Origin of the sequence: Streptomyces sp. NPDC056144, from assembly GCF_042264145.1 — a bacterium.
Taxonomy (GTDB): domain Bacteria; phylum Actinomycetota; class Actinomycetes; order Streptomycetales; family Streptomycetaceae; genus Streptomyces.
The window spans coordinates 183,732-209,327 of the sequence record NZ_JBHJVF010000005.1 but is presented as its reverse complement, the minus strand read 5'-3'; the positions used below and the strand labels follow the sequence as shown (position 1 = coordinate 209,327).

22 protein-coding genes and 2 tRNA genes are annotated in these 25,596 nt (G+C 71.2%); 11 read left to right on the top strand and 13 right to left on the bottom strand.

The features are described 5' to 3' along the window. Positions 1-3: 3 nt before the first annotated feature. Complete coding sequence (locus tag ACFC0Z_RS17635) at positions 4-1,524, bottom strand: bifunctional folylpolyglutamate synthase/dihydrofolate synthase (protein ID WP_376438333.1); 1,521 nt, start codon at positions 1,522-1,524, stop codon at positions 4-6. Positions 1,525-1,624: 100 nt separating this feature from the next. Between ACFC0Z_RS17635 and ACFC0Z_RS17630 the strand changes: the two genes are divergently transcribed. Next, positions 1,625-2,647 carry a rod shape-determining protein gene (locus ACFC0Z_RS17630; RefSeq protein WP_376438330.1) on the top strand — a complete coding sequence of 341 codons (1,023 nt, stop codon included), beginning with the start codon at positions 1,625-1,627 and terminating at the stop codon, positions 2,645-2,647. A gap of 77 nt (positions 2,648-2,724) precedes the next feature. Here the strand turns inward: ACFC0Z_RS17630 and ACFC0Z_RS17625 are convergent, their stop codons facing one another. Next, the gene (locus ACFC0Z_RS17625; protein WP_376438327.1) at positions 2,725-3,864 is read right to left on the bottom strand and encodes a sensor histidine kinase; all 1,140 of its coding nucleotides are present in this window, start codon (positions 3,862-3,864) and stop codon (positions 2,725-2,727) included. A gap of 102 nt (positions 3,865-3,966) precedes the next feature. Between ACFC0Z_RS17625 and ACFC0Z_RS17620 the strand changes: the two genes are divergently transcribed. The 4 genes from ACFC0Z_RS17620 (at position 3,967) to ACFC0Z_RS17605 (ending at position 8,469) form a co-directional block, all read left to right on the top strand. Beyond that, positions 3,967-5,151, top strand: a complete 1,185-nt coding sequence (locus tag ACFC0Z_RS17620; RefSeq protein WP_376438324.1) for an ATP-binding protein — start codon at positions 3,967-3,969, stop codon at positions 5,149-5,151. Next, on the top strand, positions 5,148-5,849 hold the full coding sequence (locus tag ACFC0Z_RS17615; RefSeq protein WP_376438321.1) for a response regulator transcription factor: 702 nt from the start codon (positions 5,148-5,150) through the stop codon (positions 5,847-5,849). The genes ACFC0Z_RS17620 and ACFC0Z_RS17615 overlap by 4 nt, the downstream gene beginning before the upstream one ends. 108 nt (positions 5,850-5,957) lie before the next feature. Continuing rightward, a complete protein-coding gene (gene wecB, locus ACFC0Z_RS17610) occupies positions 5,958-7,103 on the top strand; it encodes a non-hydrolyzing UDP-N-acetylglucosamine 2-epimerase (RefSeq protein WP_376438318.1) in 1,146 nt (381 codons plus the stop codon). Positions 7,104-7,122: 19 nt separating this feature from the next. Then, positions 7,123-8,469: a glycosyltransferase gene (locus ACFC0Z_RS17605; protein WP_376438315.1), complete on the top strand. Its 1,347-nt coding sequence runs from the start codon at positions 7,123-7,125 to the stop codon at positions 8,467-8,469. Positions 8,470-8,523: 54 nt separating this feature from the next. On the opposite strand, the gene ACFC0Z_RS17600 is transcribed toward ACFC0Z_RS17605, so the two are convergent. Beyond that, a complete protein-coding gene (locus tag ACFC0Z_RS17600; RefSeq protein WP_376438312.1) occupies positions 8,524-11,151 on the bottom strand; it encodes a valine--tRNA ligase in 2,628 nt (875 codons plus the stop codon). 138 nt (positions 11,152-11,289) lie between these two features. On the opposite strand from ACFC0Z_RS17600, the gene ACFC0Z_RS17595 reads away from it, so the two are divergent. Further along, complete coding sequence (locus ACFC0Z_RS17595; RefSeq protein ID WP_376438309.1) at positions 11,290-12,252, top strand: hypothetical protein; 963 nt, start codon at positions 11,290-11,292, stop codon at positions 12,250-12,252. Between the two features lie 77 nt (positions 12,253-12,329). Here ACFC0Z_RS17595 and clpX read toward each other — a convergent pair whose 3' ends face one another. The 5 genes from clpX to ACFC0Z_RS17570 form a co-directional block, all read right to left on the bottom strand. Next, positions 12,330-13,613, bottom strand: a complete 1,284-nt coding sequence (gene clpX / locus ACFC0Z_RS17590) for an ATP-dependent Clp protease ATP-binding subunit ClpX (RefSeq protein WP_015033605.1) — start codon at positions 13,611-13,613, stop codon at positions 12,330-12,332. Positions 13,614-13,769: 156 nt separating this feature from the next. After that, on the bottom strand, positions 13,770-14,429 hold the full coding sequence (locus tag ACFC0Z_RS17585; RefSeq protein WP_376438305.1) for an ATP-dependent Clp protease proteolytic subunit: 660 nt from the start codon (positions 14,427-14,429) through the stop codon (positions 13,770-13,772). 62 nt (positions 14,430-14,491) lie between these two features. Further along, a complete protein-coding gene (locus ACFC0Z_RS17580; RefSeq protein WP_360801450.1) occupies positions 14,492-15,109 on the bottom strand; it encodes an ATP-dependent Clp protease proteolytic subunit in 618 nt (205 codons plus the stop codon). Positions 15,110-15,347: 238 nt separating this feature from the next. Next, a complete protein-coding gene (gene tig, locus ACFC0Z_RS17575) occupies positions 15,348-16,733 on the bottom strand; it encodes a trigger factor (protein WP_376438302.1) in 1,386 nt (461 codons plus the stop codon). A gap of 172 nt (positions 16,734-16,905) precedes the next feature. Further along, a tRNA-Pro gene (locus tag ACFC0Z_RS17570) sits at positions 16,906-16,982 on the bottom strand. Positions 16,983-17,115: 133 nt separating this feature from the next. On the opposite strand from ACFC0Z_RS17570, the gene ACFC0Z_RS17565 reads away from it, so the two are divergent. Both ACFC0Z_RS17565 and ACFC0Z_RS17560 read left to right on the top strand, forming a co-directional pair. After that, a tRNA-Gly gene (locus ACFC0Z_RS17565) sits at positions 17,116-17,189 on the top strand. Between the two features lie 124 nt (positions 17,190-17,313). After that, a complete protein-coding gene (locus ACFC0Z_RS17560) occupies positions 17,314-17,826 on the top strand; it encodes an amphi-Trp domain-containing protein (protein ID WP_376438299.1) in 513 nt (170 codons plus the stop codon). A gap of 68 nt (positions 17,827-17,894) precedes the next feature. Here the strand turns inward: ACFC0Z_RS17560 and ACFC0Z_RS17555 are convergent, their stop codons facing one another. Then, a complete protein-coding gene (locus tag ACFC0Z_RS17555) occupies positions 17,895-18,089 on the bottom strand; it encodes a hypothetical protein (RefSeq protein WP_360801388.1) in 195 nt (64 codons plus the stop codon). A gap of 178 nt (positions 18,090-18,267) precedes the next feature. On the opposite strand from ACFC0Z_RS17555, the gene ACFC0Z_RS17550 reads away from it, so the two are divergent. Continuing rightward, complete coding sequence (locus ACFC0Z_RS17550) at positions 18,268-19,347, top strand: acyltransferase family protein (RefSeq protein WP_376438296.1); 1,080 nt, start codon at positions 18,268-18,270, stop codon at positions 19,345-19,347. On the opposite strand, the gene ACFC0Z_RS17545 is transcribed toward ACFC0Z_RS17550, so the two are convergent. After that, a complete protein-coding gene (locus ACFC0Z_RS17545) occupies positions 19,328-20,473 on the bottom strand; it encodes a PP2C family protein-serine/threonine phosphatase (RefSeq protein ID WP_376438293.1) in 1,146 nt (381 codons plus the stop codon). The genes ACFC0Z_RS17550 and ACFC0Z_RS17545 overlap by 20 nt on opposite strands. A gap of 106 nt (positions 20,474-20,579) precedes the next feature. Between ACFC0Z_RS17545 and ACFC0Z_RS17540 the strand changes: the two genes are divergently transcribed. Next, the gene (locus tag ACFC0Z_RS17540) at positions 20,580-21,809 is read left to right on the top strand and encodes a GNAT family N-acetyltransferase (RefSeq protein WP_376438290.1); all 1,230 of its coding nucleotides are present in this window, start codon (positions 20,580-20,582) and stop codon (positions 21,807-21,809) included. A gap of 10 nt (positions 21,810-21,819) precedes the next feature. On the opposite strand, the gene ACFC0Z_RS17535 is transcribed toward ACFC0Z_RS17540, so the two are convergent. Together ACFC0Z_RS17535 and ACFC0Z_RS17530 are read right to left on the bottom strand one after the other, a co-directional pair. Further along, positions 21,820-22,629, bottom strand: coding sequence for an Fpg/Nei family DNA glycosylase (locus tag ACFC0Z_RS17535; RefSeq protein ID WP_376438288.1), 810 nt, complete (start codon positions 22,627-22,629; stop codon positions 21,820-21,822). Beyond that, positions 22,629-23,123, bottom strand: a complete 495-nt coding sequence (locus tag ACFC0Z_RS17530; RefSeq protein ID WP_376438285.1) for a ribose-5-phosphate isomerase — start codon at positions 23,121-23,123, stop codon at positions 22,629-22,631. Before ACFC0Z_RS17530 ends, ACFC0Z_RS17535 begins: the two co-directional genes overlap by 1 nt. A 169-nt stretch (positions 23,124-23,292) precedes the next feature. Here ACFC0Z_RS17530 and ACFC0Z_RS17525 point away from each other — a divergent pair, with 169 nt between their 5' ends. Beyond that, positions 23,293-24,729, top strand: a complete 1,437-nt coding sequence (locus ACFC0Z_RS17525) for an amino acid permease (RefSeq protein WP_376438282.1) — start codon at positions 23,293-23,295, stop codon at positions 24,727-24,729. 74 nt (positions 24,730-24,803) lie between these two features. Here ACFC0Z_RS17525 and ACFC0Z_RS17520 read toward each other — a convergent pair whose 3' ends face one another. After that, a complete protein-coding gene (locus ACFC0Z_RS17520; protein WP_376438279.1) occupies positions 24,804-25,397 on the bottom strand; it encodes a biotin transporter BioY in 594 nt (197 codons plus the stop codon). Positions 25,398-25,596: the final 199 nt, after the last annotated feature.

Here is a 25,596-nt window from a genome sequence, read left to right as displayed (position 1 = left end):
GGTTCAGCCCCTTCGCCGCAGCAGCAGTCGGGCGTCGCCGACCGTGAAGATCGACCCGGTCACGAGGACACCCGCGCCGCCGTACTCGGCCTCTTCCTCCGCGAGGGTGATGGCCGCCTCCAGCGCGTCGGGCAGCCGCGGCTCCACGACGACCCGGTCCTCGCCGAAGACCTCGACCGCGACCGCGGCGAGCGCGTCGACGTCCGTGGCCCGCGGGGTGGAGTTCGCCGTGATCACGACCTCCGCGAAGATCGGCTCGAAGGCCTCGAGGAGACCCCGGGCGTCCTTGTCCCCGCTGGTGGAGACGACGCCGATGAGCCGCGAGAAGCCGAAGGCCTCGCTGACGCCCTCCGCCGTGGCGCGCGCGCCGTGCGGGTTGTGCGCGGCGTCGAGGATGACGGTCGGCGAGGAGCGGACGATCTCCAGGCGGCCGGGCGAGGCCACCTGGGCGAAGGCCCGGCGGACCGTGTCGATGTCCAGGGTCCTGGCGTGCTGCGCGCCGATGCCGAAGAAGGCCTCGACCGCGGCGAGCGCGACCGCCGCGTTGTGCGCCTGGTAGGCGCCGTGCAGCGGCAGGAAGAGCTCCTCGTACTCGCCGCCGAGACCACGCAGGGTGAGGAGCTGCCCGCCGACCGCGACCTCGCGGGAGACGACGCCGAACTCCATGCCCTCGCGGGCGACGGTGGCGTCCTCGCCGACGGCCTTCTTCAGCAGGACCTGGGCCGCGTCGACCGGCTGCTGGGCCAGGATGACGGTCGCGTCCCGCTTGATGATCCCGGACTTCTCGGCCGCGATCTCGCCCGTCGTCTCGCCGAGCCGGTCCGTGTGGTCCAGGTCGATCGGGGTGACGACGGCGACGGTCGCGTCGATGACGTTGGTCGCGTCCCAGGTGCCGCCCATGCCGACCTCGACGACGGCCACGTCGACCGGGGCGTCGGCGAAGGCCGCGTACGCCATGCCGGTGAGGACCTCGAAGAAGGAGAGGCGGTACTCCTCGCGGGCGTCGACCAGCTCCACGTACGGCTTGATGTCCTGGTACGTCTCGATGAACCGCTCGGCGGAGATCGGGGCGCCGTCCAGGCTGATCCGCTCGGTGATCGTCTGCACGTGCGGCGAGGTGTACCGCCCGGTGCGCAGCTCGAAGGCGCCGAGGAGGGCCTCGATCATGCGGGCCGTCGACGTCTTGCCGTTGGTGCCGGTGATGTGGATCGAGGGGTACGCCCGCTGGGGCTCGCCCAGGACGTCCATCAGGGCCGCGATCCGGGTGACCGAGGGCTCCAGCTTGGTCTCGCCCCAGCGGGTCGACAGCTCGGTCTCGACGTCCCGCAGCGCCTTGTCCAGCTCCGGGTCCTCGGGGCGGCTCGGCACGGGATCGCCCTGCGGCGCTCCGCCCTGCGTGCGCAGGGTGCGGCTGCCGGCCTCGATCACCGCCAGGTCGGGGTCACGGGTCGTCTCCGTGTCGACGATGTCGTCGAAGGCGTCGGGGGTCAGGGGCGCGTCGAACGGGTCGCGGGGCTCACTCACAGGGCCAGTCTACGGAGGGGTACCGACAGGACCATGGACCCACCCCATTCGGGACTTTCGGCCCGCCGTCCACCGGACCGGCCCGGCAAACTTGGCGATCATGGACATAGGGATCGACCTCGGCACGGCCAACACGCTCCTCTACGCGCGGGGGCAGGGCATCGTGCTCAACGAGCCGTCCGTGGTGGCGGTGCAGGAGGGCTCCCGGCAGGCGCTCGCGGTCGGCACCGAGGCGAAGGAGACGATCGGCCGGACGCCCGGTTCGATCAGCGCGATCCGTCCCCTGAAGGACGGCGTGATCAGTGACTACGAGGCGGCCGAGGAGATGATCCGGCACTTCGTGCGCAAGGCGGTGCCGGGCCGCCGCCGGCCGCGCACCCGCATGGTGGTCTGCGTGCCGAGCGGGGTGACCCCGGTCGAGCGGCGGGCGATCGTGCACGCCTCGCTCTCGGCCGGCGCGCGGGCCGTGCACCTCATCGAGGAGCCGATGGCGGCGGCGATCGGGGCGGGCCTGCCGGTCTCGGACCCGCGCGGCTCGATGGTCGTCGACATCGGCGGCGGCACGACCGAGGTGGCCGTCATCTCGCTCGGCGGGATCGTCACGGCCCAGTCGCTGCGGGTCGGCGGCGACCGGCTCGACGCGGCCATCACCGACTTCGTCCGCAAGGAGCACTCGCTCCTCATCGGCGAGCGGACCGCCGAGGACGTGAAGGTCGGCATCGGCTCCGCCTGGCCGGTCCCGGGCGACGAGGAGCTGGAGAAGCGCACCTTCACCGTGCGCGGGCGGGAGAAGGTCAGCGGTCTCCCCCGGACCGTCGAGCTGACCGTGCCGGAGGTGCGGGAGGCGCTCGACGAGCCGGTGGAGGCGATCATCGCGGCGGTGCGGGCGACCCTGGAGGAGTGCCCGCCGGAGCTCTCCGGCGACGTGATGGAGCACGGGATCGTGCTGACCGGCGGCGGCGCGCTGCTGCCCGGTCTCGATCTGCGGCTCTCCTCGGCGACGGAGATCCCGGTCTTCGTCGCGGACAGCCCGCTGGACTGCGTGGCGCTGGGCTCGGGCCGGTGCGTGGAGGACTTCGACAGCCTCCAGCGCGTCATGGGGAAGGCGGAGCGGGGGCGTTAGGCCGTACGGGGGGGGGGAGGGGCGCGCGCCTTCCGGCCGTACGGGTGAGGGAGGGCGCCCCCGGAGCCGTACGGCTCTCAGCGGTTCAGGCCCGTCGGCAGGAGCGCCGTCACCACGTACTCCCCGTCCGCCTCGCCGGCCTTCAGCGTCCCGCCCATGCTCGTGACGCGTTCCTCCATGGAGAGCAGCCCGGTCCCGGTCGAGACGGGCGAGGGCTCCGGCGGCGTCTTCGGCAGCGGGTTGCGCACCTCGATGCGCAGGTCGGGCCCCTCGACGGTGATCGCGACCGTCACCGGCAGTCCGGGCGCGTGCTTGGCCGCGTTGGTCAGGCACTCCTGGACGACCCGGTGGACGGCCGCCTGCCGCAGCGGCGACAGCGCGCGGGCCTCGGCCGCGACGGTCAGGTCGACCGGCCCGCCCATCCGCTCGCTCTCCTCGGCGAGCGCGGCGAGCCCTTCGAGGCCGGGCGTGGCGCCCTCCCGGTCGACGCGGCGCACGATCGTCTCGTTCAGCATGAGGTGGGCCCTGCGGGCGGTGTCCGCGAGCTCCTCGAAGTCCTTCTGGCGCGCGTCCCCCCTGGCCCGTACGGCGAGGACCTCGGCCCGCACCGCGAGGACGGTCAGCTCGCGCCCGACCAGGTCGTGGACGTCACGGCCGACGGAGATCCGCTCCTCCTGCACGGCCTGCCGCGCGGCGGCGTCCCGGCGCTGGTCCTCCAGGGCCCGGACGAGGTCCTGCCGGTAGGCGGCGATGCCGACGCCGGCCGCGAGGACGCCGATCGGGACGACGACGCCGAGGAAGTCGATCAGGGTGTCGCCGTGCTTGGTCGACCAGCCGGGCGTGAGGAAGAAGCCGCAGGCCACGGCGATGTAGAGCAGGGTCGCGGCGACGGCGGCCACCCGTCCCCGGAAGCGGCCGATCGAGTACAGCGCGAACTGGATCATCGTCAGCTCGTGGATCCAGCCCATCAGTCCGAGCGCCACGAGGTACGGGACCCAGGGCGCCCGGCGCCTGAGGACCAGCGTGGACGCGCCCGCCGCGAGGACGAGGGTCGCGGTGACCCCGGTCAGGGAGTTGTCGGCGCGGGCGAGCCCCGGCACGTCGAGGACCATGAGCGCGAAGGCGCTCAGCGCGGTGACGACGTCGAGGGCGCGGGGCGTGCCGGCCCACCGGTCCACGCGTCGGCGGAGCGCGGGGACGGTGGGGAGGCGGAGCATGCTGTCCATCATCCAGGGTCTTTCGGCCCGGAGCCGTGGACCCGAAGTCCCGTTCGGTGTGAGATCGGGCACTTCGCCCACATTGCTGTTTGACTCAGAAATGTGCACGAAGCATCCCCGGAGCAGCTCTCCTTCGCCGCCGCCCTCCTCGACGCCCTCCCCCAGGCGGCCCTCCTGCTCGACCGCGACCTGCGGGTCGTCAAGGTCAACCGGCGGCTCACCGCGCTCCTGCGGCTGACCGGCGGCATCGAGCTCGCCCCCGGCACGACCCGGGACGAGGTCGTCGACCTGCTCGCCGCGCTCCTCGACCGTCCGGAGGAGCGCGAGCGGCTCCGGAAGGAGAGCCGGACGTACGGCCCCGTCACCCGGACGACCGACTACCACCTGAAGGACGGCCGGGTCCTGCGCCGCCGCCGCTCCCCGATCCGCAAGGACGCCACCGACGAGCACCACGGCCACCACGAGGGGGACGACGGCGTCTACGGCCACCTGTGGCTGGTCGAGGACATCACCCGCCAGTGCGAGGCCGAGGACGGCCTCTACGAGCAGGTGCGGAGGCTGGCGGCGCTCGCCGACGAACGGGCCGCCTTCGCCGGCCGCACCCTGCACGAGCTGCGCACCCCGCTCGCCACCGTCCAGAGCTTCTCCGAACTGCTCCTCGACCCGGTCGGCGGCCCGCTCAGCGCCGAGCAGACCTCGTACGTGGAAGCCATCCACCGCAACGCGCTGCGGATGCGGTCGGTCGCCGAGAACCTGCCGAGGGCCGCCGCCGGGCAGCCGGCCGAGGGGCCGAGACTCGGCCGGGTGTACGTCCACGAGCTCGTCGAACGGGTGATCCTCGAAGCGCTCCAGCGCTCCGAGGGCCGGGGCCCGTACCTCTCGGCCGAGTGCCCGGTCGACGGCCCGCCGCTCGTCGCCGACGGCGGGATGCTCACCGGCGCCCTGGAGGAGCTCCTCGGCAACGCGGTGCGCTTCACCCCCGAGGACGGCCGGGTCGACATCGTCGGCATCCCCTTCCCCGACCACTGGATCATCCAGGTCAGGGACACCGGCATCGGCGTCCCGCTGGAGTACCAGGACGAGATCTTCACGCCGTTCGTCCGCGCCCCCAACGCCCGCCGCCAGGGCTTCCCCGGCACCGGCCTCGGCCTGGCGGGCGCCCTGGACGCCGTACGGCTCCACGGCGGGACCATCGAGGTCCGCGACCGGCAGGGGCAGCCGGGCGCGGTCTTCACCGTACGACTGCCGCTCACCGGCCGCCGCGCGCCGAACGGGGCCGACGCGTGACCCGGCTCCTCGTCGTCGAGGACGACCCGGACCTGGGCCTCGCCCTGCGGGTCCTCCTCACCCGGCGCGGGTACGAGGTGTCGGTCGCCGCCGACGGCCGCGAGGGACTCCGGCTGCTCTTCGCCGAACGCCCGGCCCTCGTCGTCCTCGACCTGCTCCTGCCCGAGCTCGACGGCTGGGAGGTCCTCGACCGCACCCGGGACATGAGCGACGTGCCCGTCCTCGTCCTCTCCGGGCTCGGGGCCGTCGACGACCGGGTGCGCGGGCTGCGCTCCGGCGCCGACGACTACCTCGTCAAACCCTTCGCCCACCCGGAGCTCCTGGCCCGCGTCGAGGCCCTGCTCCGCAGATCGGGCCCCGGGCACTTCGCCGGCGAGGCCGTCGAGGAGGACCTGCGGCTCGTCCCGGAGCGGCGCGCCGCGCTCTGGCACGGCGGCGAGATCCGGCTCAGCGACATCGAGTACCGGCTGCTCCAGCTCCTCGTCCGCAACCGGGGCCGGGTCGTCACCACCGAGCAGCTCCTCGACCAGGTCTGGGACGACACCACGGCCGTCGGCCGGGACCGGGTGAAGTTCGCCGTCCTGCGCCTGCGCCGCAAGCTCCGCGCCGCCGGCGGCCCGACCGCCCCCGACCCGCTGGAGGCCGTACGGGGCCTGGGCTACCGCTACGAGACCGGCACCGCCCGCACCGCCTCCTGACCAAGGTCCCGGGACTTTGGTCCCGACCCCGCCCGCCCCCGGCAACGGCTACCGTCGGGCAACCGAACGCCACCGGACCGCGCGACCGTGCCTTGTCACGGTCGACGCATGCCCACGAACGCACTCCCCGCCCGCAGCGTCGCCGTCGTCCTCGGTACCCGTCCCGAGCTGGTCAAACTCGCCGAGCTGATCCGCGCCCTCGGCCCGGCCGCCCGGGTCGTCCACACCGGCCAGCACTACGACGACGCGCTCTCCGGCGACTTCCTCGACGAGCTCGGCCTTCCCGAGCCCGAGTACCTCACCGGGGTCGGCGGGCAGCCCAGGGCCGTCCAGGTCGCCGCCGCGCTCGCCGCACTCGACGAGCGCTTCACGGCCGACCCGCCCCTCGCGGTCGTCGTCCAGGGCGACACCAACGCCGCGCTCTCCGGCGCCCTCGCCGCCAACGCCCGCTCCCTCCCGCTCGTCCACGTCGAGGCCGGGCTGCGCAGCCACGACCGGGCCATGCCCGAGGAGCACAACCGGGTCCTCATCGACCGGCTCGCCGACGTCCTGTGCGCCGCCACCCCCGAGAACCGCGAGCTCCTCCTCGCCGAGGGCATAGCCGACGCGCGCATCGCCGTCACCGGCAACACCGTCGTCGAGGCCGTCCAGGACCACCTGCCCCCGGCCGAGGAGCGGGCCAGGCTGCTCGCCGTCAGCGGCCTCGCCCCCGACGGCTACGTCCTCGCGACCGTCCACCGCCCGGAGAACACCGACGACCCGGCGGCCCTCGCCGCCGTCCTGGAGGAGCTCGCCGCGCTCGCCCGCGACCTCCCCGTCGTCCTCCCCCTGCACCCCCGCACCCGCGCCCGGATCGAGGCGGCGGGCCTCCTGCCGCTCCTCGACGGCCTCACGGTCCTGCCCCCGGCCGGATACGGCACCTTCCTGGCCCTCGCCCGGCACGCGGCCCTGATCGTCTCCGACTCCGGCGGCATCCAGGAGGAGACGACCGTCCTCGGCCGCCCCCTGGTCGTCGTCCGCCGCTCCACCGAGCGCCCCGAGGCCCTCGCCGACTTCGCCGACCTCGTCCCGCCCGGCCCCGGCATCGGCGAGGCCGCCCGCCGCCGCCTCGCCGAGGGCGCCCCCGGCCTGCGCCGCCTCGCGACGCTCCCCAGCCCGTACGGCGACGGGACCGCGTCCCACCGCATCGCGGAGCTCCTGCGGGACCTGGTCGCGGACCGCGACCCCCGCGCCGCCCTCACGACCGCCGCCTGAGAACACCCCCGGAGCCCCGATGAGCCTCCAGCTCCTCCTCTACGTCTTCCCCTTCCTCCTGCTCGGCGGATTCCTCGTCTACTGGGCGGGCGCCCGCCACGCCTACGCCCGCCGCCGCCCCTCAGAGCCCGGCGACCCGGCCGCGTACGACTGGCACTTCTTCGTCCCCTGCCGTGACGAGGAGGCCGTCATCGCGACGACGGTCACCCGTCTCCGTACCGACTTCGCCGGCGCGCACGTCTGGGTCATCGACGACGCCAGCGACGACCTCACCGCCCCGATCGTCACCGCCCTCGCCGGCCGCGACCCGGGCGTCCACCTCGTCTCCCGCCACCGCCCCGACGCCCGCGTCGGCAAGGGCGCCGCGCTCAACGCCGCCTACGCGGCCCTGAACGCGCACCTCGACCCGGCCGCCGACCGCGCCCGCGTGATCGTCTGCGTCGTCGACGCCGACGGCCAGGTCTCCCCCGACGCCCTCGCGCACGTCAGCGGCCCGGACGCCTTCGGCGACCCGGACATGGGCGGGGTGCAGATCGGCGTCCGGATGCGGAACGTCGAGGACGAGCGCCCGCTCCCCGACCGGGGCCGGCTCGCCAACGCGTACGCCCGCCTCCTCATCCGCATGCAGGACGTCGAGTTCGCCGTCTCCAACACCGGCATGCAGCTGCTCCGCCGCCGCACCGGCTCGGTCGGCCTCGGCGGCAACGGCCAGTTCACCCGGCTCACCGCCCTCGACCGGATCGCGGCGGCCGAGCGCCGCCCGTGGCAGCACGACGCGCTCCTGGAGGACTACGAGCTCGGCCTGCACATGCGCCTCGCCGGGTACCAGGTCACGCACGTCGCCGACACGTGGGTGAGCCAGGAGGCCCTGCCGTACACCCGCCGCTTCCTCACCCAGCGGACCCGCTGGGCGCAGGGCAACATCACCTGCGTGCGGTACGCCAACCGGATCATCGGCTCCCGCCACTACAAGGCCCGGGGCGTCCTGGAGTCGCTGTACACGTTCTTCCAGCCGATCGCGCACCTGGCCACGCTCGTCCTGACCGTGGTCATGACGGCGGCCCTGGTCCTCGGCGGCACCACCGCCGACGTCGTCCTCGCCGCGTGGCCGCTGGCGCTCGCCCTGGGGATCGTCTCGGTCGTCCCGTTCCTGCTCTGGGGCCCGGTCTACCGCCGCGACTTCGCCCCCGACCGCTCCCGTCTCAAGGGCCTGCTGTGGGGCCTCGCGCTCTGGCTGTACGCGTACCACCTGTTCGTCGTCTCGGCCCGAGGCTTCGTCCGGCTCCTCCGCGGCCGCACGGGCTGGGCGAAGACCCGCAGGAACGCCGAGACGGCGGGGGTGGGCCCGGTCGCGACGGAGGCGTAGCCCGTACGACGAAGGGCCCGGAACCGATGACGGTTCCGGGCCCCTTGTCCGTGGCTACGCCTGCGGGAGGCTCGCCAGCTGGTTCTGGATGCGGGCGATGTCCTCGTCCGCCTTGGCCAGACGGCCCTTGATCTTGTCCACGACGTTGTCGGGCGCCTTGGCGAGGAAGGCCTCGTTGCCGAGCTTGGCCTCGGCCTGCGCCTTCTCCTTCTCGGCGGCCGCGAGGTCCTTCGCGAGACGCTTCCGCTCGGCGGCCACGTCGATCGTGCCCGACAGGTCGAGCGCGACGGTCGCGCCGACGATCGGCAGCGAGGCGGTGGCCGAGAAGCCCTCGCCCTCCGGCTGGAGGCGCAGGATCTGGCGGATGGCCGCCTCGTGCGCGACGAGCGCGGTGCCGTCGAGCGTCAGACGGGCCGGGACCTTCTGGGCGTCCTGGAGACCCTGCTCCTTGCGGAAACGGCGGACCTCGGTGACGACCCGCTGGACCAGCTCGATCTCCTGCTCCGCGGCCTTGTCACGGAAGCCCGAGTCCTTCGGCCAGTCGGCGATGACGAGGGACTCGCCACCGGTCAGCGTGGTCCACAGGGTGTCGGTGACGAACGGGACGATCGGGTGCAGCAGACGCAGCATGACGTCCAGGACCTCGCCGAGGACACGGCCGGAGACCTTGGCGCCCTCGCCGCCGGCGAAGAACGTGGTCTTCGACAGCTCGACGTACCAGGCGAAGACCTCGTCCCACGCGAAGTGGTAGAGCGCCTCGCTCAGCTTCGCGAACTGGAAGTCCTCGTAGTACGCGTCGACCTGGGCGACCGTCTCGTTGAGGCGGGACAGGATCCAGCGGTCGGTCGCCGACATCTCGGAGGCGTCCGGCAGCGGACCCTCGATGGTGGCGCCGTTCATCATCGCGAAGCGGGTCGCGTTCCAGATCTTGTTGGCGAAGTTCCGGGACGCCTGGACCCAGTCCTCGCCGATCGGGACGTCCGCGCCCGGGTTGGCGCCCTTGGCCAGGGTGAAGCGGACGGCGTCGGAGCCGTACGCGTCCATCCAGTCCAGCGGGTCGACCGCGTTCGGGTTGGACTTCGACATCTTCTTGCCGAACTCGTCGCGGACGAGACCGGTGAGGGCGACGGTCTTGAAGGGGACCTCGCCGTCCATCGCGTACAGGCCGAACATCATCATCCGGGCGACCCAGAAGAAGATGATGTCGTGGCCGGTGAGCAGGACGTCGGTCGAGTAGAACTTCGCGAGGTCCGGGGTCTTCTCCGGCCAGCCGAGCGTGGAGAACGGCCACAGGCCGGAGGAGAACCAGGTGTCCAGGACGTCGGGGTCCTGGGTCCAGCCCTCTGCCTCGGTGCCGGGCGGCTCCTCGTCCGGTCCGACGCAGACGACCTGGCCCTCGGGGCCGTACCAGATCGGGATGCGGTGGCCCCACCACAGCTGGCGCGAGATGCACCAGTCGTGCATGTTGTCGACCCAGTCGAAGTAGCGCTTGGAGAGCTCCTTCGGGTGGATCTCGACGGAGCCGTCGCGGACGGCGTCGCCGGCGGCCTGGGCGAGCGGGCCGACCTTGACCCACCACTGCATCGACAGGCGCGGCTCGACGGTCGTCTTGCAGCGCGAGCAGTGGCCGACGGAGTGCATGTAGGGGCGCTTCTCGGCGACGATCCGGCCCTGCTCCTTGAGCGCGCCGACGATCGCCGAGCGGGCCTCGAAGCGGTCCAGGCCGAGGAAGGGGCCGTGGACGGTGATGATGCCGTGCTCGTCCATGACCGTCAGGGACGGCAGGTCGTGGCGGCGGCCGATCTCGAAGTCGTTCGGGTCGTGCGCCGGGGTCACCTTGACGGCGCCGGTGCCGAACTCGGGGTCGACGTGGGTGTCGGCGACGACCGGGATGGTGCGGTCGGTCAGCGGCAGCTTGATCTGCTTGCCGACCAGGTGCTTGTACCGCTCGTCGTCGGGGTGGACGGCGACGGCGGTGTCGCCGAGCATCGTCTCGGCGCGGGTCGTGGCGACGACCAGGGAGTCGTCACCCTCGCCGTAGCGGATGGAGACGAGCTCGCCGGCGTCGTCCTGGTACTCGACCTCGATGTCGGAGATGGCCGTCAGACAGCGCGGGCACCAGTTGATGATGCGCTCGGCGCGGTAGATCAGCTCGTCCTCGTAGAGGTCCTTGAAGATCTTCTGGACGGCCTTGGAGAGGCCCTCGTCCATGGTGAAGCGCTCACGGGACCAGTCGAGGCCGGCGCCGAGGCGGCGCAGCTGGCCGAGGATGCGGCCGCCGTACTCGTCCTTCCACTGCCAGACGCGCTCGACGAACTCGTCACGGCCGAGGTCGTGGCGGGACTTGCCCTCCTCGGCGAGCTGCTGCTCGACCTTGTTCTGGGTCGCGATGCCGGCGTGGTCCATGCCGGGCAGCCAGAGCGTCTCGAAGCCCTGCATGCGCTTGCGGCGGGTCAGGGCGTCCATGAGCGTCACCTGGAAGGCGTGGCCCAGGTGCAGGGCGCCGGTGACGTTCGGCGGCGGGATGACGATGGTGTACGGCGGCTTCTCGGACGACGCGTCGGCGGTGAAGTACCCCCGGTCTACCCAGCGCTCGTACAACGCCCCCTCTACCTCGGCCGGCGCGTACGTCGTCGGCAGTTCGGTGGTGGGCGCTGTCTGCTGCTGAGTGTTCTCGGTCACGGGCCCAGTTTAGGGGTGTCCTCGCCTTGTCCTGAAACGCTTTGGTTCGGTAACGGTGTGGGCCCCGCCGCACTCCATGGTCATCGCTTCCGCCAGGATGTTCGGCAGGCATAAACATCCTGTGAGGGGAACCTGTCGATGAGCTACAACCAGCCCGGCCCGTACGGCGGCCAGCAGCCCGGTCCGTACGGTCAGCAGCCCGGCCCGTACGGCCAGCCGCAGCAGCCGAACCCGTACGGCCAGCCGCAGGCCCCGCAGCCGGGTTACGGGTACCCCCAGCAGGCCCCGCAGGGCGTGCCGCCGCAGCAGCCGCCGTACGGCTACCCGCAGCAGCCCCAGCAGCCGAACCCGTACGGCCAGCAGCCCCCCTACGGCGCCCCGCAGCACCCGGGCGGCTACGTCCCGCACCCGCCGGCCCCGAAGAAGTCCAAGGCCGGCATCGTGATCGGCGCGATCGCGGTCGTGGCGGCGCTCGGCGTCGGCGCGTACTTCCTGCTCGGCGGAGGGGGCGGGAACGGCGCTGTCGCCGACGACACCAAGGGGTACAAGATCACCCCGGCGGCCACGGTCGGCGAGTTCAAGAAGGAGGGCGCCGACAAGACCTCCATGACCGACAAGCAGAAGGCCAGCGCGGCGGCCATGGGGATCACGAACGCGAAGTCGGTCGCGGCCTCCTACAAGGGCGGCGACTCGACCGACCCGCTCAAGGGCAAGTCCATGAGCATCAACGGCATGTACGGCGAGATCGCCGACCCGGAGAAGGCGATCGACACCGCCTTCGCGAACTACCAGAAGGACCAGGCCGGCGAGGAGGACCTCAAGATCACGCCGATCGGCAGCCCGGAGGAGAAGACGCCGGCCGGTTTCGAGGGGGCGCTGATGAAGTGCCAGAAGATCACCCTCGAAAGCACCAAGCAGAGCACGACCCCCGGCCCGAAGGCCTTCACGGTGCCCACCTGCATCTGGGCGGACTACAGCACCCTCGGCGCCGTCAACGCCATGGACCTGTCCACGATGATGACCGGCGGCGAGGGCATGACCCTGGACCAGGTCGCCGAGCTGACGGCCCAGCAGTACAAGGCCTCCCGCAGCAAGGCCTGATGCCTGACGCGAAAGGGGCGCCCCGCCGGTCTCGGCGGGGCGCCCCTTTCACATGTCCGTACGGCTACGGCTACGGCTCAGGCGGACTTCTCGTGCCTGCCGTCGTTCTTGACGATCCGCGGGACCAGCGTCGGGTTGACGTTGTTGCGGACGACGTCGGCCGTGATGACGACCCGGGCCACGTCCTTGCGGGACGGGACCTCGTACATCACCGACTGGAGGACCTCCTCCATGATGGCCCGCAGGCCACGCGCGCCGGTGCCGCGCAGGATCGCCTGGTCGGCGATGGCCTCCAGGGCCGGGCGGTCGAAGTCCAGCTCCACGCCGTCGAGTTCGAAGAGGCGCTGGTACTGCTTCACCAGCGCGTTGCGCGGCTCGACGAGGATCTGGAGGAGCGCCTCGCGGTCCAGGTTGTGGACCGAGGTGAGGACGGGGAGACGGCCGATGAACTCCGGGATCATCCCGAACTTCACCAGGTCCTCCGGCATGACCTCCTGGAACTGGTCGCTCGCCTCGATCTCGCGCTTGGAGCGGATGGTCGCCCCGAAGCCGATGCCCTTGGCGCCCGCCCGCGACTCGATGATCTTCTCCAGGCCGGCGAAGGCGCCGCCCACGATGAAGAGCACGTTCGTCGTGTCGATCTGGATGAACTCCTGGTGGGGGTGCTTCCGTCCGCCCTGCGGGGGAACCGAGGCCGTCGTCCCTTCCAGGATCTTCAGGAGGGCCTGCTGGACGCCCTCTCCGCTCACGTCGCGCGTGATCGACGGGTTTTCGCTCTTACGGGCGACCTTGTCGATCTCGTCGATGTAGATGATCCCGGTCTCGGCCTTCTTGACGTCGTAGTCGGCCGCCTGGATCAGCTTGAGCAGGATGTTCTCGACGTCCTCGCCGACATAGCCGGCCTCCGTCAGCGCCGTCGCGTCGGCGATGGCGAACGGGACGTTGAGCATGCGGGCCAGGGTCTGCGCGAGCAGCGTCTTCCCGGAGCCCGTGGGGCCGAGCAGCAGAATGTTGGACTTCGCCAGCTCGATGGCGTCGTCCCGGCCCTGCGCGCCGCCGTTCTCGCCGGCCTGGACGCGCTTGTAGTGGTTGTACACCGCGACGGAGAGGGCCTTCTTGGCCGGCTCCTGACCGACGACGTAACCCTCGAGGAACTCGTAGATCTCGCGGGGCTTGGGGAGTTCCTCCCAGCGCACCTCGCTCGTCTCCGCGAGTTCTTCCTCGATGATCTCGTTGCAGAGGTCGATGCACTCGTCGCAGATGTACACACCGGGTCCCGCGATGAGCTTCTTCACCTGCTTCTGGCTCTTTCCGCAGAACGAGCACTTGAGCAGGTCGCCGCCATCACCGATGCGTGCCACGAGGTGCTTCCCCTTCGCCTGGGAGTGCTTGGTTCAGCTACTCCTGGTGCCTCATATTCGACGGTACCTTGCCGGGCCCCCAGTTCGGGCCCCCCTTGGCACGGTTCACATGGACGGGAATGCGCCATGTGCCCCGTGCCGAGGGAAGGTCGGGCGTCAGTGTGCCGCGGCGTTGCTCTTGCGGGTCGACACGATCTGGTCGACCAGGCCGTACGCGAGCGCGTCCTCGGCGGTCAGGATCTTGTCACGCTCGATGTCCTCGCGGATCTTCTCGATCGGCGTCGAGGAGTGCTTCGCGAGCATGTCCTCGAGCTGACCGCGCATGCGCAGGATCTCGTTGGCCGCGATCTCCAGGTCGGAGAGCTGCTCACGGCCGGTGCCGCCGGAGGGCTGGTGGATCAGCACACGGGCGTTGGGCAGGGCCATGCGCTTGCCGGGCGTACCGGCGGCGAGCAGCACGGCGGCGGCGGACGCGGCCTGGCCCATGCAGACCGTCTGGATGTCCGGCTTCACGAACTGCATCGTGTCGTAGATCGCCGTCAGCGCGGTGAAGGAGCCACCGGGGCTGTTGATGTAGATCGAGATGTCGCGGTCCGGGTCCATCGACTCCAGGCACAGCAGCTGCGCCATGACGTCGTTGGCGGAGGCGTCGTCGATCTGCACGCCGAGGAAGATCACGCGCTCCTCGAAGAGCTTCGCGTACGGGTCGTACTCGCGGACGCCCTGCGAGGTGCGCTCGACGAAGCGGGGCACGACGTAGCGGCTGTCCATCGGAGCGCCGGTGTAGAGGCCGCTCGCGGAGAGGTTGTTCTGCATCTGGGTGTTCACCGTCCTGGTGGCGTTCGGTGGGCTGGGGCTCTTGAGCGGACTGCCGGGGCTCAGGCGCCCGTGCCGCCGCCGCCGGGAACGCCCGAAGCGGCAGAGATGATCTCGTCGATGAGGCCGTACTCCTTGGCCTCCTCGGCGGTGTACCAGCGGTCGCGGTCGCCGTCGCGGATGATCGCCTCGACGGTCTGGCCGGAGTGGCGGGCGGTGATCTCGGCCATGCGCTTCTTCGTGCGAAGGAGGTACTCGGCCTGGATCTTGATGTCCGAGGCGGTGCCACCGATACCGGCGGAGCCCTGGTGCATCAGGATGTCGGTGTTCGGCAGCGCGAAGCGCTTGCCGGGGGCACCGGCGGTGAGGAGGAACTGGCCCATGGAGGCCGCCATGCCCATACCGATGGTGACGACGTCGTTCGGGATGAACTGCATCGTGTCGTAGATGGCCATGCCGGCCGTCACCGAGCCGCCGGGGCTGTTGATGTAGAGGTAGATGTCCTTGTCCGGGTCGGCGGCCAGGAGGAGCATCTGCGCGGTGATCTTGTTGGCGATCTCGTCGTCGACCTGCTGGCCGAGGAAGACGATGCGCTCGCCGAGCAGCCGGTTGTAGACATGGTCGCCGAGGCCGCCACCGATGGACGGCTCACCCGCGGCGTAAGGCTTCAGATTCGTCACGTATCCACCTGCTCGTCTCCGACGGCCAAGGCCGTCTCAGCGTCTCGTTCCGAGGGCACTGCCCTCGTATTCATGGACCCTAACGCGCAGGTAGGACAACGCCATCCCGGTTCCCGAACTGTTCGCTGGGAGCGCAAGGTCCGAGGGGGCCGTGAGACGCCCACGGGCCCGGGACGCACAGGGGTGCGTTCCGGGCCCGTGGGGCTGCCTGCCTGGGACTTGTCCGTCCCCGGAGGGCTTACTTGTCCTCGGAGACCTCGGCCTCGCCGGTGACGGCCTCGACGGCCTCGGCGGCGGTCTCGACCTCGTCCTCGTCGTCGGAGAGGTCGACGACCTCGCCGTTGGTGTCGACGACCTTGGCGGCCTCGACGACGACCGCGAGGGCCTTGCCGCGGGCGACCTCACCGACGAGCATCGGGACCTGGCCCTGCTGCGCGACGGCCTGGGCGAACTGGTCGGGGCTCATGCCGGAGGAGGCGGCACGGCGGAACAGGTGCTCGGTGAGCTCCTCGCGGGAGACGTCGAGCTTCTCCTTGTTGACGAGCTCATCGAGGATGAACTGCGTCTTGATGCCCTTCTCGGCCTGCTCCTGGGTCTCCGCCAGGAACTCTTCCTCGGTCTTGCCCTGGATCTCCAGGTACTTGGCGAGGTCGAGGCCCATCTGGCCGAGCTGGTGGTGCTCCAGGTTGTGCTTCCGGGTGTTGATCTCGTCCTCGAGGAGCTTCTCGGGCATCGGGACATCGATCAGCTTGAGGAGCTCGTCGAGGACGCGCTCCTGCGCCTGGGTGGCCTGGTCGAACTGCTTCATGTTCTCGAGGCGCTTGCGGCTGTCGGCCTTGAGCTCGTCGAGGGTGTCGAACTCCGAGGCGAGCTGCGCGAACTCGTCGTCCAGCGCGGGGAGCTCACGGGCGGAGACGGCGGTGACCTTGACGGTGACCTCCGCGTCCTTGCCCTCGGCGGAGCCGCCCTTCAGCTGCGAGGTGAAGGTGGCCTCGCCGCCGGCCTCGAGGCCCTTGACGGCCTCGTCGATGCCGTCGAGGAGCTCGCCGGAACCGATGGTGTACGACACGTCGCTGGCGACACCGTCGGGCAGGACCTCGCCGTCGACCTTGGCCTCGAGGTCGATCGTGACGACGTCGCCGTCCTGGGCGGCGCGCTCGACGGCGGAGGTCGAGGCGAAGCGCTCGCGGAGCTGCTCCACGGACTTCTCGACGTCCTCGTCGGTGACCTCGACCGCGTCGACGGTGACCTCGATGCCGGAGTAGTCCGGGATCTCGATCGTCGGGCGGATGTCGACCTCGGCGGTGAAGGCCAGCAGCTCGCCGTCCTTCAGCTCCGTGATGTCGACCTCGGGCTGACCCAGCGGGTTGACCTCGGCCTCGTTGACGGCCTCGGTGTAGAACTTCGGGAGCGCGTCGTTGACGGCCTCTTCCAGCACGGCGCCGCGGCCGAACCGCTGGTCGATCACGCGAGCCGGGATCTTGCCCTTACGGAAGCCCTTGACCGTGACCTGCTGGTTGATCTTCTTGTACGCCGCGTCGAGGCTGTCCTTGAGCTCCTCGAAGGGCACCTCGACAGTGAGCCGAACCCGGGTCGGGTTCAGGGTCTCCACGGCGCTCTTCACGGTTCGGTCTCCTTGTGGCTGATTCCTGGAAATCCGCCGGCACCACTTCACGCGGCTCCGGCGGCTCGGCCCGGTCAGAAAGACACACGGGCACGCAGCTTGCATAGTAACCGCAAGCGGGGAGACGGCCACAACGTGATCAAGAAGGCGGCCGGTGACCGCGTGATCATCCTGGTCGGGGTGGCGGGATTTGAACCCACGGCCTTCCGCTCCCAAAGCGGACGCGCTACCAAGCTGCGCCACACCCCGTCGGTGCGACACGTAGGGTACATGGGCGGGGACACTGCGGCGCCCCCGTTTCAAGGGGTGTGCGAGAAGGTCCCCGGACCGGCTACCATGCTCTTCGTGTCCGCGGTCCTCGTGACCTGCGGCGCGATGCTGTGCGGGTGTAGCTCAATGGTAGAGCACTAGTCTTCCAAACTAGCTACGCGGGTTCGATTCCCGTCACCCGCTCCACGACCTCAGGGCCTGGTCGGAGACACGTCTCCGACCAGGCCCTGAGGCGTTTCCGGAGATGCCGGTTCCGGTGGCCGGCCGCAGACTGGGGGTGATCCACTCCCCCGCGGCATCGGAGGCATCGATGAAGGACCTGAAGTTCGAGCGGAAGCGCGCGCTGACCCGGCTGGAGGCGGCCGACCAGCTGACGGCGCTCGCGGACGCCCTGCGGAAGGGCGGGGAGGCCGAGCTGGAGCTGGGGTCCGGGACGCTGAGTCTGCGCATTCCCGAGAAGCTGGAGTACGAGGTCGAGTTCGAGGTCGAGGAAGGCGAGATCGAGCTGGAACTCGAGTTCAAGTGGGCGACGGGCCGCCCGAAGGAGAAGGAGCCGAAGAAGAAGGAGCCGGAGACGAAGGTTCCGGCTCCGAAGAAGGAGGCCCCGAAGAAGGAGGCCCCCAAGAAGCCCGCTCCGAAGGCGGCCGAGCCGGCGACGAAGCCCGCCTCGAAGCCCGCCTCGAAGGCTGCCCCGAAGAAGCCCGCCTCGAAGCCCGTCTCGAAGAAGTCCGCCCCGAAGAAGCCCGCACCGAAGGCCTCGGGGCCCGTCAAGGCGGCCAAGGCGGCCCCGGTGAAGGGCAAGCCGGTCGCGAAGAAGGGCTGAGGTCGCGGCGGTTGCGGGCGGCGGTGCGGCGGTGACGCCGGCCGCCGCCCGTGCGCGTACCCCGCCGGTCAGAACTTGATGGACGCGACCGTCTGCGTTATCGAGTCCAGGAAGCGCTGGATGTCGTCGGCCATGCCGGTGGAGGCGAGGAAGAAGCCGAAGAGCACGGCGATCACGGCCGGTCCGCCCTTGAGGTTCCCCCCGCGGATCAACACCACCAGGATGATTGCCAGGAGCAACACCACAGACAGTGAAATGGCCATAACTGATCACACCTTCGGTCGGTCCCGCCTTGCCCGCCGGAGGCGCACGCCTGTGGACACCCCCGGCCTCCATCGTGCCATCAACCTCCCTGCCCTCGCGGGTAGGTGACGAATCATGTCGTGGACAGACGGAAGCGGGACGTGACGGGCGGAGAAGGCGCGGATAGCGTCGACGACCATGTCGTCCCTCCTCCGTCCGGGCCCCGCCGCCACGGTCCCTGTCGCGCCCGGCGTCACCCGCCGCGATCCGTACTTCGACAACGTGAAGTACCTGGCGATGCTGTTGGTGGTGCTGGGGCACGCGCTGACCGTCCTGCTGGACGGCAGCCGGACGGCCCGGACCCTCTACACGTTCCTGTACGTCTTCCACATGCCGGTCTTCGTGCTGATCTCCGGCCATCTCTCGCGGAGCTACACGGGCCGGCCCGCCCAGCTCCGGCGGCTGCTCACCGGGGTCGCGCTGCCGTATCTCCTCTTCGAGGCCGCGTACACGCTGCTGACCCGCTGGGGAAGGGAGCCCGAGCGGCCGTTCAGCCTGCTGCACCCCACGTACGTGATGTGGTTCCTGCTCGCCCTGTTCGTGTGGCGGGTGACGGCGCCCTTCTGGGCGGTCGTCCGGTGGCCGGTGGCCGTGTCCGTCGGCATCGCGGCGCTGGCCTGGGTCACGCCCGGTCTGGGCGGTGTCCTGGGCGTCCCCCGGATCCTGCAGTTCCTGCCGTTCTTCGTCATCGGACTGCGCATGCGGCCGGAGCACTTCCGGTTCCTGCGGCGCCGCCCGGCGCGGGTGGCGGCCGTGGTGGCCTTCGTCGTCGCGCTGCCGGTCGCCTACGGGGCGACCGCCCGTGACTTCCCGCCCTCCTTCTACCGGGACATGGCGTGGATCTTCCGGACCATGAGCGTCCAGGAGCTGGGGGAGGACCTCCCCACCGGACTCTTCAAGGCGGCGGCCCTCTTCGTCTGCGCGGCCCTCCTGACGGCGGCCTTCCTGGCGCTGGTCCCCGGCCGCGAGCTCTGGTTCACGGTCCTGGGCTCCGGGACCATCTGCGCCTATCTGCTGCACGGGTTCCTGATCCAGGGCGGCAAGGACAGCGGCTTCTTCGACCTGTTCCCGTGGCTGCGCACGGCGGGCGGCCTGGTGTTCTTCGCCTTGGTGACCCTCGCCGTGACGACCGCGCTCTGCACCCCGCCGGTGCGCGGGCTCCTGAAGCCCGTGACGGAGCCGGAGATGTCCTGGGCGTTCAGGCGCGACGCGAGATGAGCAGGAGGGCCCGGTCGTCGTTGACGTCCTTGGCGACGGCTTCGATGAGGTGGTACGTGACGCCCTCGAAGCCTTCGGCGACGCAGCGGTCGGCCTCGCCGGTGAGGCGGTCGATTCCCTCCGAGATGTCCCGGTCCGCGGCCTCCACGAGGCCGTCGGTGAAGAGCATGAGGACGTCGCCGGGGTGCAACGAGCCCTTCACGGGGTGGAATTCGGCGCCGTCGTAGACGCCGAGGAGCGGGCCGTCGCCGGCCTTCTCCTCCCAGCGTCCGCTGCCGGCGTGGAGTTGGAGCGCGGGCAGGTGGCCGGCGGAGTAGAGCTCGTAGTCCCCGGACTCCAGGTCGAGGACGAGGTGGATCGAGGTGGCGAAGCCCTCGTCCCAGTTCTGCCGGAGCAGGTAGCCGTTGGCCGCGGAGAGGAAGCCGTGCGGCGGGAGCGAGCCGAGGAGGCCGCCGAAGGCTCCGGAGAGGAGGAGGGAGCGGGAGGCGGCGTCCATGCCCTTGCCGGAGACGTCGGTGAGGACGACCTCCAGGGTGCGGCCCCCGTGGGTGCGGGCGGCGACGACGAAGTCGCCGGAGAAGGACTGGCCGCCGGCCGGGCGGAGCGCCATCTCTCGGTGCCAGCCCTGCGGGAGGCGGGGCAGGGCGCTCTGGACGCGGATGCGTTCGCGCAGGTCGAAGAGCATCGTGCCGCCGCGCCGCCAGGGGACGCCGACGCGGGCTCTGAACTGGGCGATGAGGAGGCCGAAGAGGCCGCAGGCGGCGACGACCAGGACGGTGCCGGGGGTCACGCGCGCGGGGCCCTGGGTGTACGGGCCGAGGACGACGGACTCGACGATGAGGGCGCCGGCGGCCGCCGCGTACAGCCCGAGGAGGCTGGCGGGTCGCAGCAGCAGCCCGCCGGCCACGATGGGCAGGACGAGCGCGGCGGGCGCGCACCAGACGGGGTCGTAGAGCGTGCCGCAGGCGATGGCCGGGATCATGAGGAGGAGCCCGGCGAAGGCGAGCTTGTCGGAGCCGTCGCCGCGGAAGTAGTCGACCCCGGACTTGCGCAGCGCGATGCGGGCCCGGCGGACGCGTCTGCGCGCGCGGGCCGCGTACGTGTTCACTCCGGCGCGGTGTCCCATTGGCCTGGACCCTATCCACACGGTCCGACATCGCGCAGGGGTACCCCGGTGACAATGTGCGTGAAATCGGGTCGCCTCGGGCGCGCGCCGCTGATATCGATGGCATATGACGACTGAGCTGCGGGTTCTGGACCCGACTGAGTGGGACCGCTGGTTCGCGGTGCTGGAGCTGGCGTTCGGCGGAGTGCCGGAGGCTCCGGAGGAGAAGGAGCTGTGGCGCGATCTCACCGAGTTCGGCCGGTTCCTCGCGGTGTGGGACGGCGATCTGTGCGTGGGGACGGCGGGGGCGTTCTCGTTCCGGGTGACGGTGCCGGGCGGGGCGTCGGTGCGGGCCGGCGGGGTGACGATGGTGAGCGTGGCCGGGACGCACCGGCGGCGCGGGATCCTGACCTCGATGATGCGGCGGCAGCTGGACGACCTGCGGGCCGCCGGGGAGCCGCTCGCGGTGCTGACGGCCTCGGAGCCGGAGATCTACGGGCGGTTCGGGTACGGCATCGCCGCGTACTCGGCGCGGGCGACGATCGACACGACCCGGGTGCGGCTCTCGGTGCCCGAGGGCACGGACGGGGTCTCGCTGCGGCTGGCGGACCCGACGGAGTCCTCCGCGGTCTGCGAGGAGCTGTACGCGAAGCTCGTGCCGGCGCGGCCGGGGATGATCGCGCGGCTGCCCGGGTGGGAGCGGCAGCCGCTGCTCGACCCGGAACAGCATCGCGAGGGCGCCTCGCCGAAGCTCTGTGTGCTCGCGGAGCGGGACGGTGAGCTCGTGGGCTTCGCGCACTACGCGGTGAAGCCGGACTGGAGCTTCGCGGGGGCCGACGGCTCGGTCCAGCTGCACCAGCTGATGGGGCTCGACCCGGTGGCGGAGGCGGCGCTGTGGCGGTACCTCTGCTCGGTGGACCTGACCGCGCGGGTACGGATGTACGGGCGTCCGGTCGACGAGGGCTGGCAGCACCTGGTGAGCGACGTGCGGCGGTGCGAGCCGACGCTGCGGGACGCGCTGCACGTGCGGCTGGTGGAGGTGGGCGCGGCGCTGGAGGCCCGGACGTACCAGGCCCCGGTGGACGTGGTGTTCGAGGTCGCGGACGCGTTCTGTCCGTGGAACGAGGGGCGTTGGCGCCTGACGGGCGACGCGAAGGGGGCGACCTGCGTCCGGACCTCGGACGCGGCGGATCTGGAGCTGTCCGTACGGGAGTTGGGCGCGGCCTATCTGGGCGGGATCCCGCTGACCTCGCTGGCCTCGGCCGGGCGGGTGCGGGAGCTGCGCGAGGGGGCGCTCGTGGAGGCGTCGGTGGCCTTCGGGTCGCCGGTGGCGCCGTGGCTGCCGCACGGCTTCTGAGCGGGCCGTCTCAGCGGGTCTGGCAGCCCGGGCACCAGAAGAGGTTGCGGGCGGCCAGGTCCGCCGTGCGGATCTCGCTGCCGCAGATGTGGCAGGGGAGGTTCGCCCGGCGGTAGACGTACACCTCGCCGCCGTGGTCGTCGACGCGCGGCGGGCGGCCCATCGCCTCGGGGGTGTGCTCGGGGCGGACGGTGTCGATGCGGTTGAGGCGGACGCCCTCGCGCATGAGCTCCCCGAGGTCGGTCCAGAGGGCGTCCCACTCCCCCGCCGTGAGGTCCTTGCCCGCGCGGTAGGGGTCGATGCCGTGCCGGAAGAGGACCTCGGCGCGGTAGACGTTGCCGACGCCCGCGACGACCTTCTGGTCCATGAGGAGGGCGGCGATCGTCGTCCGGCTGCGGGAGATCCGGCGCCAGGCGGGGGCGGGGTCGTCGTCGGCCCGGAGCGGGTCGGGGCCGAGGCGGTCGTGTATCGCCCGCTTCTCGGCGTCCGTGACGAGCGCGCACGTGGTGGGGCCGCGGAGGTCGACGTACCCCTCGGGGTTCGCGAGGCGGAGGCGGACCGTGTCGGTGGGCGGGGGCGCGGGGGCGTCCCCGAAGTTCACCTTGCCGAAGAGGCCGAGGTGGATGTGGATCCAGTCCTCGCCGGGGAAGCCGAGGAAGAGGTGCTTGCCGTGGGCCTCGGCGGTCTCCAGGGTCGCCCCGTCGAGCAGCGCCGCCGAGGCGGCGAACTTGCCCTGGGGGCTGGAGACGCGCACGGGCCGGCCGCCGAACCGCTCGCGGTGGTCGGCGGCCAGCCGGTGGATGGTGTGCCCTTCGGGCATCAGGCGGTCGGGCCCTCGGGGTGGTGGGCCGGGATCGGGGGGAGCTCGCCGGTCGTCTCGTAGCGGGAGAGCATCTCGATGCGGCGGGTGTGGCGCTCGTCACCCGAGTACGGGGTGCTCAGGAAGATCTCGACGAACTTGGTCGCCTCTTCCTGGGTGTGCATGCGGCCGCCGACGGAGATCACGTTGGCGTTGTTGTGCTCGCGGCCGAGGGCGGCGGTCTGCTCGCTCCAGGCGAGGGCGGCACGGACGCCCTTGACCTTGTTCGCGGCGATCTGCTCGCCGTTGCCGGAGCCGCCGATGACGATGCCGAGGCTCTCCGGGTCCGCGGCCGTCTTCTCGGCGGCGCGGAGGCAGAACGGCGGGTAGTCGTCGAGGGCGTCGTAGATGTGCGGACCGCAGTCGACGGGCTCGTGGCCGTGGGCGGTGAGCCACTCGACGAGGTGGTTCTTGAGTTCGTATCCGGCGTGGTCGGAACCGATGTAGACGCGCATGGGACCGAGTGTGGCACGGCGGGGCCGCCGCGACGGTCAGCGGGGTCGCCGTCGTCTTTACGTGGAACTCACAACAATCCGGAATGAGGTCTTCCGATCACGCCTGACCTCGGTGTTCAATGCTCGGGCTCGCGTTTCGAGCACCCTCCCCCACACCGAGGAAGCGTTGATGAACACGCAACCGACCCTGACGACGGACGACGGGAAGACCGGCACCCCCGGTACCCCTGGCTCCCCCGACGGCCTCAAGGCCGGACTCAAGAACCGCCACCTCTCGATGATCGCCATCGGCGGTGTCATCGGCGCCGGGCTCTTCGTCGGCTCCGGCACCGGCATCGCCGCCGCGGGACCCGCGATCCTCCTCTCGTACGCACTCGTCGGCGCCATGGTCGTCTTCGTGATGCGGATGCTCGGCGAGATGGCCGCCGCCCGCCCGTCCTCCGGCTCCTTCTCCGCCTACGCCGACCAGGCGCTCGGGCGCTGGGCCGGATTCAGCATCGGCTGGCTGTACTGGTTCTTCTGGGTCGTCGTCCTCGCCGTCGAGGCCACCGCGGGCGCCAAGATCCTGGAGAGCTGGATCCCGGCCGTGCCGCAGTGGGGCTGGGCGCTCATCGTGATGGTGGTCCTCACCGCCACCAACCTCGGCTCCGTCGCCTCGTACGGCGAGTTCGAGTTCTGGTTCGCCGGGATCAAGGTCGTCGCCATCGGCGCCTTCGTCGTCGTCGGCCTGCTCGCCGTCTTCGGCGTGCTGCCCGGCTCGGACAACCCGGGCGCCGGGTTCGCGCACCTCACCGACACCGGGGGCTTCTTCCCGATGGGCGCGGGCGCGGTCCTCACCGGTGTGCTGATGGTCGTCTTCTCCTTCATGGGCAGCGAGATCGTCACGCTCGCCGCCGGCGAGTCCGAGGACCCGCAGCGGGCCGTCACCAAGGCCACCAACAGCGTGATCTGGCGCATCGGCGTCTTCTACCTGGGCTCGATCTTCGTCGTCCTGACGCTGCTGCCCTGGAACGACCCGTCGATCGTCGAGAAGGGCTCGTACGTCGCCGCCCTCGACTCCATCGGCATCCCGCACGCCGGCCAGGTCATGAACGTGATCGTCCTGACCGCCGTCCTGTCCTGCCTGAACTCGGGCCTCTACACCGCCTCCCGCATGGCCTTCTCGCTCGGGCAGCGCGGCGACGCGCCCAAGGCGTTCGCCAAGGTCAACAAGCGGGGCGTGCCGACGGCGGCGATCCTCGGCTCGGTCGTCTTCGGCTTCGTCGCGGTCTTCTTCAACTACAAGTGGCCCGACACCGTCTTCGCCTTCCTCCTGAACTCCTCCGGCGCGGTCGCGCTCTTCGTCTGGCTGGTCATCTGCGTGACCCAGCTGAAGATGCGCGGGATCATCCTCCGCGAGTCCCCGGAGAAGCTCGTCGTGAAGATGTGGCTGTTCCCGTACCTGACCTGGGCGACGATCGCCATGATCACCTTCGTCCTCGGCTACATGCTGTACGAGGGCGGCAGCGCCCGCGAGCAGGTCGTGCTGTCGCTGCTGGTGGCCGCGCTGGTGATCGCCATCGCGCTGGTCCGGCAGAAGGTGGCGAAGGCCGCCGACCGCGTGTAGGCCTCCTCGCCGGTACGTGAAAGGGCCCGCCGTTCCTTCCGGAGCGGCGGGCCCTTCGCGTACGGGCGCGGGGCTCAGCCCTTGCGGCGGACGAGCTTCCAGGCGGCCGGGAGGGCGCCCATGGCGAGCGCGGCCTTGAGGGCATCGCCGATGAGGAACGGGGTGAGGCCGGCGGCGACGGCCGCGCCGAAGCTCATGCCGGTCGCGAGCGCCAGGTAGGGCACGCCGACCGCGTAGATGATCGCGGAGCCGAGCGCCATCGCGCCGGCCGTGCGGAGCACCGAGCGGTCCGCGCCGCGGCGGGCGAGGGCGCCGACGACGGTCGAGGCGAGGAGCATGCCGAGGATGTAGCCGAAGGAGGGCATCCCGTACCCGGAGGTGCCCTGGGCGAACCACGGCATGCCGGCCATGCCCGCGACGGCGTAGAGCGCGAGGGCGAGGAAGCCGCGGCGGGCGCCGAGGGCGGTGCCGACGAGCAGGGCGGCGAAGGTCTGGCCGGAGACGGGGACCGGGGAGCCGGGGACCGGGACGGAGATCTGCGCGGCGAGGCCGGTGAGGGCGGCGCCGCCGACGACCAGGGCGATGTCGCGGGCGCGGCTCGCCGGGATCAGGTCGGCGAGGACGGTGCCGGCACGGAGGGTGCGGGCGGGGGCGACTGCGGTGCTCATCGGTACTCCGCGAGGGTGAGGGTGGGTGGGACAGGTTGACGGTATGCCAGGGGTGAACGACCGATCACCGTCTGCCGCCGACAAAGCCGGAGCCGAGGGGTTCATGGACTTCCGACAAAGAGCGGAGTTCATGCCGGGCGCCACGTGACCCTGGTCACTGGGAACTCGCCACGAGACGTCCTTTTTGCGCCAGAAGCGG

Coding starts and splice junctions, on each gene's coding strand:
- ACFC0Z_RS17630 (WP_376438330.1), top strand. CDS start 1,625: ATGGACATAGGGATCGACCTCGGCACGGCCAACACGCTCCTCTACGCG.
- ACFC0Z_RS17625 (WP_376438327.1), bottom strand. CDS start 3,864: ATGCTCCGCCTCCCCACCGTCCCCGCGCTCCGCCGACGCGTGGACCGG.
- ACFC0Z_RS17525 (WP_376438282.1), top strand. CDS start 23,293: ATGAACACGCAACCGACCCTGACGACGGACGACGGGAAGACCGGCACC.
- ACFC0Z_RS17545 (WP_376438293.1), bottom strand. CDS start 20,473: ATGGGACACCGCGCCGGAGTGAACACGTACGCGGCCCGCGCGCGCAGA.
- ACFC0Z_RS17605 (WP_376438315.1), top strand. CDS start 7,123: ATGAGCCTCCAGCTCCTCCTCTACGTCTTCCCCTTCCTCCTGCTCGGC.
- ACFC0Z_RS17520 (WP_376438279.1), bottom strand. CDS start 25,397: ATGAGCACCGCAGTCGCCCCCGCCCGCACCCTCCGTGCCGGCACCGTC.
- wecB (WP_376438318.1), top strand. CDS start 5,958: ATGCCCACGAACGCACTCCCCGCCCGCAGCGTCGCCGTCGTCCTCGGT.
- ACFC0Z_RS17560 (WP_376438299.1), top strand. CDS start 17,314: ATGAAGGACCTGAAGTTCGAGCGGAAGCGCGCGCTGACCCGGCTGGAG.
- ACFC0Z_RS17550 (WP_376438296.1), top strand. CDS start 18,268: ATGTCGTCCCTCCTCCGTCCGGGCCCCGCCGCCACGGTCCCTGTCGCG.
- ACFC0Z_RS17530 (WP_376438285.1), bottom strand. CDS start 23,123: ATGCGCGTCTACATCGGTTCCGACCACGCCGGATACGAACTCAAGAAC.
- ACFC0Z_RS17555 (WP_360801388.1), bottom strand. CDS start 18,089: ATGGCCATTTCACTGTCTGTGGTGTTGCTCCTGGCAATCATCCTGGTG.
- ACFC0Z_RS17535 (WP_376438288.1), bottom strand. CDS start 22,629: ATGCCCGAAGGGCACACCATCCACCGGCTGGCCGCCGACCACCGCGAG.
- ACFC0Z_RS17595 (WP_376438309.1), top strand. CDS start 11,290: ATGAGCTACAACCAGCCCGGCCCGTACGGCGGCCAGCAGCCCGGTCCG.
- ACFC0Z_RS17585 (WP_376438305.1), bottom strand. CDS start 14,429: ATGCAGAACAACCTCTCCGCGAGCGGCCTCTACACCGGCGCTCCGATG.
- ACFC0Z_RS17540 (WP_376438290.1), top strand. CDS start 20,580: ATGACGACTGAGCTGCGGGTTCTGGACCCGACTGAGTGGGACCGCTGG.